Genomic DNA, 17,170 nt, shown 5'->3' on the forward strand with positions numbered 1-17,170 from the left:
GGGAACCCGTGCAGGAGCTGTTCTCGATCAGCGGCAAGGTGGCGCTGGTGACCGGGGGAACCCGGGGGATCGGGCGGATGATCGCGGAGTGCTACCTGCGCGCCGGGGCGAGGGTGATCATCTCGTCGCGCAAGGTGGAGGCGTGTGAGCGGGCGCGGCGGGAGCTGGAGCGGTACGGGGACGTGACGGCGGTGCCGGCGGACGTGTCGGACCGGGCGCAGTGCGAGCGGCTGATCGGGCAGGTGGGGGACGAGCTGCACGTGCTGGTGAACAACGCGGGCGCGACGTGGGGAGCGGCGTTCGACGAGTTCCCGGACTCGGCCTGGGACAAGGTGATGGGCCTGAACGTGCGGGCGCCGTTCGTGCTGACGCAGCTGGCGAGGCCGCTACTGGAGGCGTCGACGACCGAGGAGGATCCGGCGAGGGTGATCAACATCGGCTCGATCGACGGCCTGGTCGTGCCGGGGTTCAAGAACTTCTCCTATAGTGCCTCGAAAGCGGCGCTGCACCACCTGACCCGGCACATGGCGGCCGAGCTGGCGCCGAAGATCCTGGTCAACGCGATCGCGCCGGGGCCGTTTCCGAGCAAGATGATGGACGCGGCGCTGGCCGAACGCGGCGACGAGATCCGGGCCAAGAGCCCGGTGGGCCGGATCGGCCGTACGGAGGACGTGGGCGCGGCGGCGATCTACCTGGCGGCGCCGGCGACGACCTTCATGACGGGCGCGGTGATCCCGCTGGACGGCGGCCTGAGCACGACGATCGGGCTGGGCGTCGAGCTCTGACCGATGCGGGACAGGAGGACCTGTCCCGCACCGTAGAGCCCTACGTCAGTTCGGGTCTGGCGCGCCGGGTCCACGTGCGGACCCGCCGCAGCACCGGATGCCGTTGCCGGGACAGGAGTTGCTGGCCGCGCTCGGCCAACAGTGGGGCCCGCACGGGTACGTCGACACAGTCGGCGTACGCGGAAGCCCCGTGCTCGAACGGGAAGAGCGCGAGCACCTGCCCGATCGGGCGTGGGGCGTCGAACAGCAGGTGACAGGTCGGCGTGACGCGGGCGTTGACCTCGATGAGCCAGGCCGTCCCGTCCGCGTCGATGACGAAGTCGAGACCGCAGAACCCGCTGAGTCCGAAGTGCCGGACGATCCGCCGGGCAGCCTCGGCCATGCCGGCATGATCGATGACCCGTACCACCGCTGACGGCCCGCGCAGCTCCTCGGCGAGCACAACCTCCAGGCACACCAAGGAAAGCAGCTCGCCGTCACGGCAGGCCACGGTGGCGATGGCGTCCTTGCCGGCCCGGAACCCCTGCGCGTTCACGATCGGCTTGCGGCGCAACACCGTCGCCGCCAGGGAATGCAGCTCCCGGTTGATCAGAGCGCGTTTCACGGCCACATGCGGCGCCGGCGGACGGGAGATCGCCCGCCACGACCGGGCCAGCGACGCCTGCTCGACCACCGCGACACCCCGGCCACCGGAGCTGCCGTCGGTCTTGAGCACCACCGGAAACTCGTGCAGCACACCAGGATCGGTGATCACGGAGGTTTCCGGCGCGTCAACCCCGGCGGCCCGCGCGTTCTCGGCCACGCCGGTCCGGGACATCAACTTCGTCCAGTCACCCAGCGACCGCGCCAAAACGGCGTCCGGACGTCGAGAATGCAAGCGGCGCAACAGAACCAGCGACCGCTCGTCGTCGCACATGACCAGATCCGGGCTGGACGCGGCAATCGCCCGTGCGATCGAGCGCAGCGGCCGCGTCCGGTGCAGCACGTACGAACCGGCCAACCCGTCGACCACGTCCACCGGATGACCGGACGGCCGGCACACCGATACCGTGAAGCCGGCCTCGGTCATGGCATCAGCCAACCGCGCGGCGGAGAACCACCGCATGGTCGACACGATCAGCACCCGCTCGAAGCCCGGCGCCGGCCGAACTCCCGGCCCCTTGTTCAGGTGCCGCGCGATGCCGTCGCCCACGTGCGCTGCCGCCTCGGCCGAGCTGACGATCGTGAGGTGATCACCGACGATCCGCCGCACATACATCTCGCGGGCCAGTCCCTGCCAGCATTCGGCCGTGTCGCAACCGAAATGCCGATTGTCGGTCGCGGCCAGCACGGTCACCGGGCCGTCGTAGAACGTCGGCTGGTAGCGCGGCATCGCCCGATACGCCCGCTCGCCGGCCTCCGTCTCGCCGGTGGACACCGAGGTCGCCTCGCCGCCGGATGATCTCCGGGCCAGCCGCCGCAGCAACCGCTGCCCACGCAACCCGAACTCGCCCAATGCTTGACGTAGCGGCAACTGACGGATCCGTGCCAGCTGGTTCATGCCCCGCCGGCGCATCGCGATCAGCCACAGGCGACGGTTCCAGAACCGCTCGTCGAAGATCGCCTCGATCAGGAACACCTGCCCCGGCTGCCGGCCGGAAGCCTTGAGCTGCTGGGCGATCTCCCACGCGATCAGCCCGCCGAACGAGTAACCGCCGAGGTGGTAACCGGAATCGACGACCTCGTCCAACGCGACGATCATCAACTCGGCCATCCGCTCGACCGTCTCGATCGCCTCGCCGTCGTCGTCGACCAGCATCGGCGCCGCACAGTAGACAGTCTCTGTCCCGGTGTAGCCGGCGATCACACCGGCCAGCTCCTCCGGATCGCCCTCCAGGCCCGGCACGAGCACCAGCGCGCCGGCGGAACCCTCGCGGACCAGGTCGATCCGCACCCCGCCGGCCTTGTAGACGATCACCGGACCAGCCATCGTCTGCGGCGGGAGCCGACCAGGCCGGGGCGGTCGGCCAGATGGTGCGCGACCCGCGGCGCCACGTACTCGGCGCCGACCATGAACCGCATCAGCGGGCCGAAGGTGTTCACCGCGGCCGGTCCGACGAAGTACAGGCCACGCACGGAACTCTCGAACCACTTGGACACCATGGGCATCCGGGCGTGGCTGCGGACCGCGCGCCGCAGGCCGTCGTCGAGGAACTCCAGCCGGGCCAGGTCGGGATAGTAACCGGTTGCTGTCAGCACGTGATCGGTGGTCAGCGTCTCGCCGCCGAGGTTCAGCTCTACCCGGCCGTCAACTTCGCGCGCGGCCACGATGGACCGTCCGAGGTGGGTCTGCACGTTGGCGTCGAAGCGGGCTTTCATGTGCCACGGTGACTTCGGGCCGAGGTGTGTCTTGATCAGTCGCAGCCGGAATTCCCCTGGCAGGAAGCGGAACAGTGACGGCATCGCCTCGCACAGCCAGTTCCGCAGGCCGGGGCCGACGCCGGAGGACGGGCTGCGGAGCTTCTCCCACAGGCCGCGCGGCTCCGGCTTGCCGCCGAACTTCACCACATTGCTTCGCGCCACCAACGAAACCGTGGCGCCGTTGTCGCTGAGCAGCACGGCGGTGTCCACGGCCGACGAACCCGCGCCGATCACCGTCACGTGCTTGCCGGCGAACTGGCTCAGGTCGTGGTGGTCGTAGGCGTGGCTGACCAGCTCCGGGCGCAGCCCGGCCAGCTCGGTCGGCCGCACGGCGAAGTGGCTGATGCCGACCGCGCACACGACACGGTCGGCGAGCACTTCTTGACCGTCCGTCAACTTCAGTCGGAAGCCGTTGCCGTTGCGCGACAAACTCGTGACCAGAACTTCTTCGAGATCCGGCACGAACCGGCGCTGGAAGTCCACCGCGTAGTCGCTGAAGACCTCGAGCGGCACCGGGATGTCGGTCTCGTGATACGGGATCGAGCGCTCCTGGCAGTACTCGACCAATGTGCCGACTGCCTTGGGTCCGTACACGTTTGAGGCGAAACCGTCCGATTTGAGCAGCATTCCGGCCGGCATGTGGCTACGCCACGTGTCCAGCGGAATACCGAAAACGCGAGTGTTCACACCGTAGTCGCGCAGATACGCGGCGATGGACAGCCCGTACGGCCCGGCCCCGATGACGGCAACGGATGTCACGCGTCCTCCACTGTGGATGAGAGTTGCGCGTGAAGTCGCCGAAGCCGATCTCCGCGTTACCACCCGGGTCGGCGACCGGTCGAGGGTACTTCCGTCCAGAGTCGTAGGACCCTGTGGCAGCCCTTCGACCACTGGCTGCAAGCACCCGTGTTCGCTGTGAATGCGAACGTGGTCGATCCGGCCCTCGCGCGGGACGCGTACCCGACCCATGCTCGGCTCCGGTAGACCACGCCGGGTGCCCGCCGCGCGACTACTCGGCGGAAGTGATCGCCTACCGTCGGATTCCGTGACAGACTCGGCTCACTGCATCTGAGCCCGAGGGGGACTCTGTCGTGGGAACACGTCTGCTCACAGTCATCTCGATCATCGGCCTGGCCGCCGTCATCACGCCCGCGGTCGCCGATGGCGCGCCGGCGCACATCTGCCGGTGGGAGGCCAGTGCCCTGGCGTTGCCGGCCGGTGTCGACCGCGGCTGGGTCACCGGCTCGTCGGCCAACGGCTCGTTCGTCGGCGTCGTCAGCGATCACGGTGGGGCACACCAGGTTGCCGTCTGGCGTAACGGTAGTCCGACCTTGGTCGGCGGCCGCGGCGTCGACACCGAGGCGTTCGACGTCAACGACGCCGGCGACCTTGCCGGCGCGACCTACCCCGAGGTCGGTGTGTCGACCCCGGTGATCTACCACAACGGCGCTTGGTCGACGCTGAGCAACGGCACCCGGTCGCTGAACGGCGAGGCCGTCGGCGTCAACAACGCCGGGCAGGTCGTCGCCACCGTGCTCGACGGCGCCCGGGTCCACGTCGGCGTATGGAACGTTGATCACCCCGATCAGGTCACCTACCTCGACCTGCCGCCCGGCGAGGACGCCGCGTACACCGCCATCGACGAGCTGGGCAACATCGTCGCCTCCACGTGGAGCGGCCGGGCTTTCTTGTTCACCGCCGGCCGCTCCACCGTCGAACTGCAGGCCGAGACGCCTCACGACTGGATCGAGGCTCGGGGCGTGCACGACGGTCACATCGTCGGCCGTTCCGGTTCCAACGCCGTTGAGTGGGACTTCACCGGCGCCGTCGTTGCCGACCTTGTCGAGAACGGCAACGCTTTCGCCGTCAACGCCGCCGACCAGGTCGTCGGTGACAGCGGCGCCAGCCACTACCTCTGGCACCGCGGCCAGGTCGACGGCGTGCTCGGCGCGCCAGAGGGCGCCAGCTCGTGGAGCGCCGCCACCATCACCGACTCCGGCGTGGCCGCCGGCTCCTTCACCAACGGCACCCCGCTCCCCGCGCAGTGGAGCTGCCAGGGCTGAACCTCAGGCCTGTCCGAGGGCATCGGCCAGGCGGCCGATGCCCTCGGTGATCTCGTCGGGGCCGGAGATGTCGGCGTAGCTGAGGCGGACGTGGGGTTCGGCGGCCTCGGCGGCGAAGTAGGGGCGGCCGGGGGAGACGGCGACGCCGGCGCGGAGGCAAGCGGTGACGAAGGTGGACTCGTCGGTGCCGTCAGGGAGCCGAAGCCAGAGGTAGTAGCCGCCGGCGGGGGAGCGGACGTCGAGGCGGTGGGAGTACAAGGCGGAGACCATGGCGTCGCGGCGGTCGCGAAGGGCGGCGGTGAGGCCCCGGAGGTGACGGTGCCAAGCGGGCGTGCCGACGAGGTCGAGGGTGGCTTCCTGGAGCGGCCGAGGAACGAAGAAGGTGTCGACGACCTGGTGGGAACGCAGGCGTTCGAACACGGGACCGCGGGCGATGAGCGCGCCGACGCGAAGGTTGGGGGAGGTGGGCTTGGTCAACGAGCTGATGTGCACGACGGTGCCGTACGGGTCGTCGGCGACGAGCGGCGGTGGCAGCGGGAGGCCGTGCCCGAGGCGGCGCGCGTAGTCGTCCTCGATGACGAAAGCGCCGGCGGCATGGGCGATCTCGACGAGCCGCTGCCGACGCTCGGGGGCGAGCGCGGTGCCGGTGGGGTTGTGGAACAGGGGCTGGCAGTAGAACACCCGAGCGCCGGTGGCGGCGAAGGCGTCTTCGAGCAGGTCGAGCCGTACGCCGTCGTGGTCGAGCGGCACCGGCATGGGGCGTAGGCCGGCGGCCCGGGCGACGGAGAGTGCGCCGGGGTAGGTCGGGGACTCGACGAGCACGGGCGAGCCGGGTGGCGTGAGGGCGTGCAGGGCGGTGGCCAACGCGGCCTGGCCGCCGGCGGTGATCAACACCTGTGCCGGGGTCAGGCCGACCTCGCGGGCGAACCACGCGCGTAGCGGCGTCAAGCCTTCCAACGGCGGCCGCTGCCAAGCGCCGGGGCGCCGGGCGGCGCGGGCGACGGCAGCGCCGAGGGCCCGCTCGGGTTGCAGCGACGGGTGCAGGTAGCCGCCGTTGAACGCGACGCCCGCGCCACCGCCCGCCTGCTCGCCACCCGTGAAGGCATTTTCGCCGGTTTTTCCGCCGGTGCCAACGTTTTCGCCGCCTTGCGGCTGCTGCGCACCGATCTGCCCGGGGCGACGATCGCCGTCGTCGTCCCGGACTCCGGGCTGAAGTACCTGTCGACCGACCTGTGGCCAAGTTAGGGCCGGTACTGCGCAAGGTGTTCGGCGCACAGGTAGAGCGTGAGGCCTTCCGGTGTGTCGTAGCGGGACAGGCCGCCCCACTGCTCGTCGGCGTCGAGTTTGGTCAGCATCGCCCGCAGCGCCCGGAAATCGGCCTCGGTACTGGCATGCGCGGTCGGGGCGGTGTCGCCGGACGGGTCGCCGGGCAGCGTGCGGTCGTGGTCGATGTCCTTGGGCAGCTGGTTGGCCAACTCCTTCATCAGGTCGCAGTCGGACTTGACCTGCTGGTTGAGGACATCGACCGCGACACCGAGAATCGGGCCGGCCAGCGGGGCGGCGTGTTTGAGGACGCGGATCAGGGTTTGCAGGTGTGGCCCCAGTTTGACGAACCACTCGCGCGGCTGGGTGATCGCGTACACGCCCTGGTTGCCCGGCAACCTATGCCACGCACCGGGTTCCTCGCAGTAGAGGTGGATCTCGTACACCGAGCCGGTGATCCGGCGACGGTCGGCCGGCACGATGGCGAACACGCTGGGGCAGCGGGCTTCGTGCAGGTTCTGGAAGCCGCGCTGCATGCGCAGGAACATGCGCTGCATGACGTCGTTCTGCTCGCCGACCCGGTCGCCGAGCTGTTCAAGCAGGGTCTCGATGCTGGATCGGCTGGACGGTGCCAGCCCGAGCAGCAGCTCCGGCACCGACACCATCTTGGCCGAGTGATGGCATTCGATCTCGTATCGCGGCGGGGTGAGGGCCAGCCGGTTGCGGAGGTTCTCGTAGTCGAACATCTCCGGGCAGTCCTCGGTGCAGCGGCACGGCACGCGACGCGTGATGTGCAGGCCGGGGAAGCGTTCCAGGGTGAGGTTCAGGCCGTCGTCCAGCACCATGAAGAAGCCCGCCGGCGACGGGCCACGCACCGCCAGCTCGACGACATTGCGCTGGCGGTCGGCGCTGACCAGCGCCAGGTGCTCGCCGTCGCTGTGGCCGAGCAGCGCACCCGTACGCCAGTGGACGCCGCGGCTGAACCGGTGCGAGCGGGCGATGAACCAGGTCGGGATGCCCGGCGGTGTCGTGTTGAGCTGGTACACCACCTTGATCTCACGGGCGTTCGGCTGCCGCCGCATCTCGTCCCACTCCGGGTGGTAGTCCGGCGGATCCCATTGCAGCCGTTCGACCACAAGGCTCAGGTCACCCGGCTTCGACGGATCCACCCGGTAGGACAGGTCGTACTTGTCCATCATGCCAAGGAAGTGGTCGCGCACTCCGCGATCAAGGTCCCGCCACAACGCATTCAGGTGCTCGCGCGTCAACAATCCATGCTTGCCAGCAACTTCCGCGCTGTCCAGCACCCGGCTGATGTAGTCGTTCACCCAGGCCGGGCGCAGCACCACGATCTCGCTCAGCTCCGGATCCTCGGCGTAGTACAGGATGTCGCCCAGCTCGTGCAGGGCTCGGGCGATGAAGCTCTGCCGTCGGGTGTCCGTCACCCCCGCCGCCGCCATGATCTCCCACATCCGCGCCGGCGTGATGTGATTCTCCTTGGTGGCCCGCAACGCATCCGCCGCCGCCAGCCACGTCGTCGGCCACTCCGCCCCCATCAGCGGCAGCCCCGCCGCCTGCCTTCCCAGCAGCTCCCGGAGCCCCGCAACCCCATCCCTCGACGCGTTGTCCACACTCACACTGTCGGCGATGTTCGGGTACTTCTTCCTCAGCTCCGCCAGCGGCAGATCCACCGGCCGATCCCCGATGTGCGTAGCCACCAACACAATCGGCGACTCCGGCGCCCGGGCCGTGATGATGTCCAGCCAGTAGTGCAGCTTCCCCTGCTCCCACCCCAGCCGCGCGTTCCACAGCAGCACGAACAACGACCGGTTGGTCAGGAAGAACTGATGCGTGGCATGGTAGATCTGCTGACCCCCGAAGTCCCACGCACTCAACCGCATTCGCACGTCCTGACTCGGGTGATCAAGCTCGAGATCCCTGATCAACAGGCCATGCGTCGACGGCTCCTTCGGGTCGTGATCGTCCTCAGCCAGCGCCTTCACGAGGGATGTCTTGCCCACACCCCCTTCGCCCACCACGAGGAGCTTGGAAACCCACTGCGCCTCACTGCCCCGAGTCCTTTCGCGCAGAAACTCCAGCACGGACTCGGATCCGCCGGCAGTGACCTCCGGCGGCGGGCTCACCAACGGATTGCCGGTCACGATGAGGTCGACCAGGTTCGGCAGTTCGACCAGGCAGTCGGGCAATGCGCGCAACCAGTTGCCACCGACCTGAAGCGTGACGAGGGAACGCAGCTCGGCGATGCTGTCGGGCAGTCCGGTCAGCAGGTTGTCGTTGAGGTACACCCGTTTGAGGTCGCGCAGGAGGCCGATGGTCGCCGGCAGCGCTTCGAGCTGGTTGCCGCCGAGGAACAGCTCGGTCAGCTTGGTCAGACTGCCGAAGTCATCGGGTAGCTCTGCCAGGTGGTTGGACGCGAGCATCAAGGTCTGGAGATCGGTCAACCGGCAGAAGCTTGCGGGCAGCGACGTGAGGTCGTTGTCGGTGACCGAGAGGGCGGAGAGTTCGGTCAGGTGGCCGATGTCCTCGGGCAGTGTGGAAAGCAGGTTCCCGGCCACGTGGAGGGCTCGGAGTTGGGTCAGCCCGGTCAGCCAGTGCGGCAGACGGCCGAGGAAGTTGTCGTTGAGCAACAGCGTTCGGAGGCCGTCGAGCTCGCCGAGGCTGTCGGGGAGTTCCACGAGGGCGCACGCGGTAAGGTCGAGCAGCGTCAGCGAGGTGAGCCGGGTGAAATCCACGTCGATCGTCTGAAGCCGGTTCCCGCGCGCTGACAGGTAGGTCAGGGCTGTGAGGCCCCCGATCCAGGCCGGCAGGCGGGTGAGCCCCGTGTTGTCGCATTCCAGTTCGGTCAGGCTGGTCAGGTCACCCAACCAGTCCGGCAGCTCGGGGATCGGGTTGTCGGTGATCCACAACCCGGTGAGCTCGGCCCGCCGCAGCCACTCGGGTAGCGACGTGAGCTTGTTGCCCGACAGGGAAAGCCGGGCCAGCAGATCAAGGTCGGCCAGCTGCTCGGGCAGCGCGGTGAGACCGTTTCCGCCCAGGTACAGTTCGGTCAGGCTGGTCATGCTGCCGAGCCACTCCGGCGCGTGGTCGACGCCGATGGAATGAGCGTTCAGAGCCGACAGCCGAGGCAGGTCCCGGAGCCACTCGGGCAGCTCGTGGATCTTGCAGCCCTCGACGGCCAGCTCGGTCAGCAGGGTCAGCTCGCGCATTCCGTCAGGCAGCACGGACAGCGGATTGTGGTTCAGCCACAGCTTCCTGAGCTCGGTGAGACCGGCCAGCCAGTCCGGCAGCGTGGCGATCCGGTTGTTGTTCAACGCCAGCATGCGCAGCTCGGTCATTCCGTGCAGCTGCTCGGGCACGGTCTCGAATTCGTTCTGGCTGATCCACAGCTCGGTCAGTCTACCGAGCTGCCGCAGCGAGTCCGGCAACTCGCGGAGCGCGTTGACGTGCAGGCGCAGGCACCGTAGCGAGGTCAGGTTGCCCAGCCGGTCGGGAACCGCGGTCAGACCACACTCGCCGAGGAACAGGTGCGTCAGCCCGGTCATCTCGCCGATCCAGGCCGGCAGGTCGCCGAGCGGGTTGGTCTCCACATCGAGCCTGGTCAGGTCGTCCAGGTCGCCGATCCAGCGCGGCAGCGTGGTGAGCTTGTTACCGTCGATCCGCAGGTTGTTGAGGTGCGGCGGGGCGGTGAAGTCGGTCGGCAGCTCGCGCAACTCGTTGTTGCTGAGCCAGAGCACGCTGAGCCCGGTCAGGTTGCCGAGCCACGGTGGCAACTCGGTCAGGTGGCTGTCGCTGATGGCGAGCGAGCTCAACGCGGTCATCTCACCGAGCCAGTCCGGCACGCCGCGCAACGAGTTCCCCTGGGCGTACAGGCGGCGAAGGTTCGGCAGCCGGCGGAGGCTCGACGGGAGTTCGGTCAGGCGGTTGTCGTTGACCCAGAGCGAATCCAACGTGGTCAGGTCGGCCAGCCAGTCCGGCAGCGCGGTCAGCCGGTTCTGGTGCAGCCGCAGCATTTCCAGGCTGGACAGGTCCCTGATCCAGGCGGGCACCTCGGTCAGCCGGCACCAGCCGAGACCGAGTTCGGTCAGCTCGGTCAGCGCGCCGAGCTGGTCAGGCACGGCCCCAAGGCGATTGCCGTCGACGCTCAACGACGTCAAGCCCGAGGGGAGGTCCGGTAGCACGGTCAACCGGTTGTAGTCGAGGTCGAGTTCGGCCAGCGCCGGCATGTCGGCCAGCCAGGCCGGCAGCGTCGAGAGGTGGTTGCTTTCCAGGTCGAGCCGGGTGAGTCCGCGCAGACCGGAGACCCAGTCCGGTAGTGCCCGCAAGCCTGAGTCGCCGATGCCGAGTTCGGTCAGCGCGGTGAAGTTGCCGAGCCAGTCGGGGAGGTGCCGTAGCTGGTTTTCGCCGACGTACAGCTCGGTGAGAGCGAAACCGGAAAGCCACGGGGGTAGCGCGGCGAACTGGTTGTCTTGCAGGTACAGCTTGGTGAGGTCGAACCCCGCGAGCCAGTCGGGGAGTTCACGCAGGCGGTTGCGGCCGAGGTCGAGCTCGGTCAGGCCGGTCAGGTTGGCCAACCAGTCCGGTACGGCCGTCAGTCCGCAGGTCTTGAGGTGGAGGGTGGTCAGGCCGGTCATGGTGCCGAGCCACTCGGGCAACGCCGCGAAGCGGTTGGCATCCAGGTAGAGATTGCTGAGGTCGAGGTCGGCGATCCACCGGGGTAACTCGGTGAGGCGGTTGTTGTCGAGATCGAGTCGGCGGAGGCCGGTGAGGCGTGACATCCAGGGCGGCAGCGCGCGGAAGCGGTTCTCACCGAGGCGGAGGTCGGTGAGGGGAAGGTCGGCGAGCCACTCGGGGAGGGCGCGCAGGTAGTTGGTCTGGAGGTCGAGCTTGGTGAGCGACGTGAGCTCGGCGACGCGGGGCGGCAACTCGGCGAGGTGCAGGTCGCTGAGGTCGAGGAAGTGGCCTGAGCGGCCAGGGCCTCGTCGATGCGGCGGTTCGCGGCCTCGGGACCAACCATCATGATCGGTAGTGAAGCACCGGGGGTGGACGGTGTCGGTGGTATGCGGCGGATTCGCCCGGGTGGCTCAGCCGCTGAGAGCGCTCACGGCGGCGAAGGAGTCGAGGTAGTCTCGCCAATGGGTGATCTTGCCCTGCTGCACGGTGATGATGGAGACGAAGCGGTTCTCGTACGGGGCGCCGGTGGCGACGAGGGTGCCCTGGACGCGGTACTCCAAGACGGTGACGTGCTGCTGGGGATCGCGGTAGACGCGAAGGTCGTCGCCGCGGGAGAGGCGGATGGAGTCGCCGTAAGGGCGATAGAGCTCCATGAGCGCCGCCCGGCTGTCGATGCGGCGGGGGTAGCCGGGGACTGTGACGACGTATTCCGTGACGGCGTCCTCGGCGAAGAAATCGAAGAAGTGGGCGCCGTCGACCTGGCCAAGAAGGCCCTGGCGGATGACGTCGAAGAAAGGGTCCAGTGCGGTGTAGTCGTCCATGGATCTGACGGTAGGACGTGACCAGGTCAGATACTGTCCTGGTCATGGCGGGACCGTCGGACCGGGTGCTGAGGCTGCTGTCCGTGCTGTCGACCCGCCCGTCCTGGACGAACCGAGAGCTGGCGGAACGGCTCGAGGTGACCGAGCGGACGGTGCGGCGGGACGTGGCTCGGCTGCGGGAGCTGGGCTACGGGATTGAATCGGATGCGGGGCCGTGGGGTGGGTATCGCCTCGCCGCCGGCACGGCGATGCCGCCGCTGAGTCTGGACGACGACGAAGCGCTGGCGGTGGCGGTGGCGCTGCGGGAAGTGGCGCTGAAGGGAACGCTGGGCAGCGATCAAGCGGCGTTGTCGGCGTTGTTCAAGCTGCAACGGCTGCTGCCTCGACGAGTGGCCGACCGGCTGGGGCGGTTTGCCGATGCCTTTGTGCATACGCCGCAGGGAACGCCGGATCCGGTGTCGTCGGGGGTGTTGCTGGAGCTGGCGAGCGCGTGCCGGTATCAGGAGCGGCTCCGGCTGGCGTACCGGGATCGCAACGACCGGCAGAGTACGCGCGAGGTCGAGCCGTATCGGCTGGTGCGGACCAGCAACCGCTGGTACCTCGTGGCGCTGTCGGCCGGAGAGTGGCGCACGTTCCGGGCTGATCGGGTCATCGAAGCTCACCGAACTGGCTCACCGGCGCGGATTGCCGATCCGCCGGATGCGGCGCGCATGGTCGCGGACATGCTGACCAGCCACTATCCGGTGTACGCCACGATCTACCTGCCGATGTCGATGGGCCAGGCACAGCAGCTCATCCCGCCGGGCTCGGGCGTGCACGAAGCCGAAAGTAACGGTACACGCGTTACTCTCGGCGGCACCGATATCGACGCGCTGGCCACGCGGCTGCTGGAGCTGGCCACGCCGCTGACGGTGCTGGCGCCGGACGAACTCCGCTCGGCGCTGCGCGAGCGTCTTCAGGCGCAGCTGGCCGCCCTGACGGGCTGACCGGGAATAACGCGGCACCCGTCGGACATGATCCGGTCATGACGGTCGACTTCTCGGTCCTCGACAACCCGGTCCGCAGCTCGCTGAGCGGCCCGCACGCGCGGTTCGCCGAGCAGCACGGGCAGGTGCTGCGCTACCAGCCCGACGTGGCCCCGTTCATGGCGCTGCCCGACCGGCCGGACGAGGCGGCGTGGCGTGACCTGGCCGACTTTGCCGGCCCCGGTGCGGAAGTCGTGCTCACCGCCGGGTCGGTCACGCCGCCTGAGGACTGGGAGGTCGTGGCCGAGTTCCCGGCCGTGCAGCTGGTGGACGACGGGGTCGTGGGCGTCGAGTACCCCGAGGCCGTACGGCTCGGGCCGGCCGACGTGCCGGAGATGCTCGACCTCGTGGCCCGGACGCAGCCGGGGCCGTTCCTCCAGCGCACCGTCGAACTGGGCACCTACCTGGGCGTCCGCCGCGACGGCGCGCTGGTGGCGATGGCCGGCGAGCGCCTGCACCCGCCGGGTTTCACCGAGGTCAGCGCGGTCTGCACCGACCCCGGCCACCGCGGGCAGGGCTACGCCGCCCGGCTGGTCCAGGCGGTGGTCGCCGGCATCAAGGACCGCGGCGACATCCCGTTCCTGCACGCCACCGCGACCAACGAGAACGCGATCCGCCTGTACGAGGCGTTGGGCTTCCGGCTGCACCGCCGCCCGGTGTTCAAGGTGACGCGGGTGGGCTCGCTGGAGAAGGTGGGCTGACGGGACGTCAGGAAGGGGTCCTTCCTGACGTTGGACGCGAGGATCGGTCCCTTGATCAAGGTTTAGCGCGGGGGTTCGAGACGGGCCAGCCAGGTCGTGAGGAGTTCCTCGAGCTGCGTGGCCTCGGCGGGGGAGAGGTCGGCCAGCACGCGGTGCTCGTTGCGCATGTGGGCGGCGAACGCCTCGTCGATGAGGGCACGGCCGGCCGGCGTGAGGGCGACGACCCGGCCGCGGCCGTCGGCGGCGCTGGGACGCCGGGTGACGAGACCGGCGGTTTCGAGGCGGTCGAGGCGCTTGGTCATGGCCCCGGTGGTGACCATGGTGAACGCCGCCAGCTCGCCGGGCGCGCGTTCGAACGGGTCGCCGGCCCGGCGCAGTGCGGCCAGCACGTCGAACTCGCCCTCGGACAGCCCGAACCGCTGGTACACGGCGTTGAGCTGGTCGGACAGCAGCACACCGATCCGGTGCAGGCGGCCGATCACGCCCTGCGGGGACACGTCGAGATCGGGCCGCTCGCGATGCCATTCGGCCTGGATCCGGCCGACGTGGTCCAGAGGCTGCTGCGTCACAGCGCCTAGGATAGCTTCCCGGGAAGGTATAAAGTAGCTTCCATGGAAGCTACCGTGAAGTGGAGCCTGGTGGCGGCGATCGCGCCGGTGGCCTGGGGCACCAACTACTTCGTCACCCACGAGCAGCTGCCGGCCGGATATCCGTTGTACGGCGCGGTGTTCCGGGCGCTGCCGGCCGGACTGCTGCTGCTCGCGGTGGCCCGTCAACGCCCGAAAGGCAGCTGGTGGTGGAAGTCGTTGGTGCTGGGCGGGTTGAACACCAGCGTCTTCTTCACCCTGGTCTACCTCGCCGCGCAGGCCCTGCCGACCAGCCTGGCCTCGATGATCATGGCGACCTCGCCGGTGATGCTGATGCTGCTGGCCTGGCTGATCAACGCCGAGCGCCCGGGATCGGCCGCCCTGATCGGCGCGGTGATCGGCATCGGCGGCGCCTGCCTCATGCTGGCGACCTCAGCGGCTCATGTCGACCTGGTCGGCGTGCTTGCCTCGATCGCCGCGATGGCGTTGTCCTCACTGGGATACATCCTGGCCAAGCGCTGGGCCGGCGAAGTCGACGTGCTGGCCTCCACGTCGTGGCAACTCACGTGGGGCGGTCTGCTCCTGCTCCCGTTCGCCGTGCTGTTCGAAGGCGCCCCGCCCGCCCTCAGCCTCAACGCGACCCTGAGTTTCGCGTACGTCACCGTGGTCGCGACGGCCATCGCCTTCGCCGCCTGGTTCGCCGGCCTCAAGCACCTGCCGGCCGGCACCGTCGGCCTGATCGGGCTGCTCAACCCGGTCACCGGCGTGCTGCTCGGCACGCTGGTCGCCGGCGACGGCCTGACCGGGCAACAGGTGGCGGGAATCGCCTTGGTGCTGGTCGGTCTGCTGCTGGGACAGCCGGTGGTGAAGCGCCTGTTCGGCAAGGAAACCCTTTTGTCCCCCATCGGGCAGAAACAGTACTGATGGCGGGTTGATGGCCGTACGGGCAACCGGGAACCTGTCGATGGCCCCGACGGGCGGGGCCACGAAAGGAATCCCCATGAGACGCCGGGCAATCCCTGCTGCCCTCTCGCTGGCGGTCGGGCTATTCGGACTAGTGGCGGTGACCCCGCCCGCACAGGCCGCGGCCTGCGGTGACCAGGTGATCGGCAACGCCGACTTCGAGACCGGGACCGCGCCGTGGACCGGCTCCACCGCCGCCATCGTGGCCGGCACGACGGCCGAGCCGGCGCACGGCGGCACCCGCCTCGCCCGGCTGGACGGCACCGGCGTCACGCACACCGACACGCTGTCCCAGTCGGTGACGGTGCCGAGCGGCTGCTCGTCGGCCACGCTGACCTTCTGGTCGCACATCGACACCAAGGAGACGACCTCCAGCACGAAGTACGACACGCTGGCGGTGCAGATCGGCTCCGACACCGTGGCCAGCTACTCCAACCTGGACAAGAACACCGGCTACGTGCAGCGCAGTGTCGACGTCTCCAAGTACATCGGCCAGACGGTGACGCTGACCCTGACCGGCCGCGAGGACTCCAGCCTGGCCACCAACTTCGCGCTGGACGACTTCTCCCTGACCACCGGCACCGGCAACCCGCCGCCCCCGCCGGACTCGACCCGCACGCCGATCAACCCGGCCTACACGGTCAACCTGACGTCCAACAGCGCCGGCGACACCTGGACCGGGCACCAGAGCGTCACCTTCACCAACGGCTCCGCCACCGCGCTGCCCGAGGTGTACCTGCGGCTGTGGGACAACTACCACGGCTCCTGCCCGTCGACGCCGATCACGGTGACCAACCTGACCGGCGGCACCGCGTCGGCGCTGACCGTCGGCTGCACCGCGATGAAGGTGACGCTGCCGACCCCGTTGGCGCAGAACCAGTCGGCCACCATCGCGTTCGACCTGAGCATCGTGGTGCCCAGCGGGGCCGACCGGTTCGGCAACGACGGCGGGTTCAACATGATCGGCAACGCGCTGCCGGTGCTGGCGGTGCGCGACGGCTCGGGCTGGCACCTGGACCCGTACACCAACAACGGCGAGTCGTTCTACACGGTGATCAGCGACTTCGACGTGACCCTGGTGCACCCGACCAGTCTGCTCACGCCGGCCACCGGCACCTCGACCGAGACCACCAGCGGCAGCACCACGACCACCCATGCGGTGGCGGCCAAGGTCCGTGACTTCGCCTGGGCCGCAGGGCCTTTCGCGAAGATCAGCAAGACCTCGGGCAAGGGCGTGCGGGTCAACGTCTACTCGGTCAGCGGGATCTCCAGCAGCAGCGCCACGTCCATGCTCAACCTGGCCGCCGACGCGGTCGACGTCCACTCCGGACGGTTCGGCGACTATCCGTACGGCGAGCTGGATGCCGTCATCGACAACAACTTCTGGTTCGGCGGCATGGAATACCCGGGCTTCGTCATGGACCTCGTGTCCAACGTGGCCCTGCCGCACGAGATCGCGCACCAGTGGTTCTACGGCATCGTCGGCGACGACGAGTACAACTCGCCGTGGCTGGACGAGGGCTTCACCGACTACGCAACGGACCTCTACCGCGGCGTGACCGGCTCCGGCTGCTCGATCTCCTGGGCGTCCAGCGCCGAGAAGCTGACCAACTCGATGGCCTACTGGGACGCGCACTCGTCCCGGTACTCCACCGTGGTCTACAACTACGGCAAGTGCACGCTGCACGACCTGCGGCGGCTGATCGGCGACACGGCGATGACCAACCTGCTCAAGTCGTACGCCCAGTCGCACTGGTACGGCGTGTCCACGGTGGCCGAGTTCAAGGCCGCGGCGCAGGCGGCGGCCGGCTCGACCGACCTCACGTCGTTCTGGACCTCGCACCGCGTGGAAGGCTGACCCACCACGGAG

13 protein-coding genes are annotated in these 17,170 nt (G+C 68.9%); 7 read left to right on the forward strand and 6 right to left on the reverse strand.

The features are described 5' to 3' along the window. The first annotated feature begins 8 nt into the window (after positions 1-8). Positions 9-785, forward strand: a complete 777-nt coding sequence (locus M3Q35_RS06375; protein ID WP_273940713.1) for an SDR family oxidoreductase — start codon at positions 9-11, stop codon at positions 783-785. A 40-nt stretch (positions 786-825) separates the two neighbouring features. Here the strand turns inward: M3Q35_RS06375 and M3Q35_RS06380 are convergent, their stop codons facing one another. Continuing rightward, positions 826-2,742: a thioesterase domain-containing protein gene (locus M3Q35_RS06380; protein WP_273940714.1), complete on the reverse strand. Its 1,917-nt coding sequence runs from the start codon at positions 2,740-2,742 to the stop codon at positions 826-828. Further along, entirely contained in the window at positions 2,739-3,944 is a 1,206-nt protein-coding gene (locus M3Q35_RS06385; RefSeq protein ID WP_273940715.1) for an NAD(P)-binding domain-containing protein, read from the reverse strand. The genes M3Q35_RS06380 and M3Q35_RS06385 overlap by 4 nt, the downstream gene beginning before the upstream one ends. A 332-nt stretch (positions 3,945-4,276) precedes the next feature. Between M3Q35_RS06385 and M3Q35_RS06390 the strand changes: the two genes are divergently transcribed. Next, entirely contained in the window at positions 4,277-5,248 is a 972-nt protein-coding gene (locus tag M3Q35_RS06390) for a hypothetical protein (RefSeq protein WP_273940716.1), read from the forward strand. Positions 5,249-5,251: 3 nt separating this feature from the next. Here the strand turns inward: M3Q35_RS06390 and M3Q35_RS06395 are convergent, their stop codons facing one another. Then, positions 5,252-6,292: an aminotransferase-like domain-containing protein gene (locus tag M3Q35_RS06395; RefSeq protein WP_337960628.1), complete on the reverse strand. Its 1,041-nt coding sequence runs from the start codon at positions 6,290-6,292 to the stop codon at positions 5,252-5,254. On the opposite strand from M3Q35_RS06395, the gene M3Q35_RS06400 reads away from it, so the two are divergent. Beyond that, entirely contained in the window at positions 6,287-6,493 is a 207-nt protein-coding gene (locus tag M3Q35_RS06400; protein ID WP_273940718.1) for a hypothetical protein, read from the forward strand. The two genes, M3Q35_RS06395 and M3Q35_RS06400, sit on opposite strands and share 6 nt — an antisense overlap. On the opposite strand, the gene M3Q35_RS06405 is transcribed toward M3Q35_RS06400, so the two are convergent. Together M3Q35_RS06405 and M3Q35_RS06410 are read right to left on the reverse strand one after the other, a co-directional pair. After that, positions 6,490-11,454, reverse strand: coding sequence for a leucine-rich repeat domain-containing protein (locus tag M3Q35_RS06405; protein WP_273940719.1), 4,965 nt, complete (start codon positions 11,452-11,454; stop codon positions 6,490-6,492). The two genes, M3Q35_RS06400 and M3Q35_RS06405, sit on opposite strands and share 4 nt — an antisense overlap. Positions 11,455-11,613: 159 nt before the next feature. Beyond that, a complete protein-coding gene (locus tag M3Q35_RS06410) occupies positions 11,614-12,024 on the reverse strand; it encodes a nuclear transport factor 2 family protein (RefSeq protein ID WP_273940720.1) in 411 nt (136 codons plus the stop codon). 65 nt (positions 12,025-12,089) lie between these two features. On the opposite strand from M3Q35_RS06410, the gene M3Q35_RS06415 reads away from it, so the two are divergent. Beyond that, complete coding sequence (locus tag M3Q35_RS06415) at positions 12,090-13,010, forward strand: helix-turn-helix transcriptional regulator (RefSeq protein WP_273940721.1); 921 nt, start codon at positions 12,090-12,092, stop codon at positions 13,008-13,010. 38 nt (positions 13,011-13,048) lie between these two features. Next, positions 13,049-13,750, forward strand: coding sequence for a GNAT family N-acetyltransferase (locus M3Q35_RS06420; RefSeq protein ID WP_273940722.1), 702 nt, complete (start codon positions 13,049-13,051; stop codon positions 13,748-13,750). A gap of 62 nt (positions 13,751-13,812) precedes the next feature. On the opposite strand, the gene M3Q35_RS06425 is transcribed toward M3Q35_RS06420, so the two are convergent. Beyond that, positions 13,813-14,319 (reverse strand): MarR family winged helix-turn-helix transcriptional regulator, encoded by a 507-nt coding sequence (locus M3Q35_RS06425; RefSeq protein ID WP_273940723.1) that lies wholly within the window; start codon positions 14,317-14,319, stop codon positions 13,813-13,815. A gap of 42 nt (positions 14,320-14,361) precedes the next feature. Between M3Q35_RS06425 and M3Q35_RS06430 the strand changes: the two genes are divergently transcribed. Together M3Q35_RS06430 and M3Q35_RS06435 are read left to right on the forward strand one after the other, a co-directional pair. After that, complete coding sequence (locus tag M3Q35_RS06430; RefSeq protein WP_273940724.1) at positions 14,362-15,261, forward strand: EamA family transporter; 900 nt, start codon at positions 14,362-14,364, stop codon at positions 15,259-15,261. Between the two features lie 139 nt (positions 15,262-15,400). Continuing rightward, complete coding sequence (locus tag M3Q35_RS06435) at positions 15,401-17,158, forward strand: M1 family aminopeptidase (protein ID WP_273940725.1); 1,758 nt, start codon at positions 15,401-15,403, stop codon at positions 17,156-17,158. Positions 17,159-17,170: the final 12 nt, after the last annotated feature.

Origin of the sequence: Kutzneria chonburiensis, from assembly GCF_028622115.1 — a bacterium.
Lineage (GTDB): Bacteria > Actinomycetota > Actinomycetes > Mycobacteriales > Pseudonocardiaceae > Kutzneria > Kutzneria chonburiensis.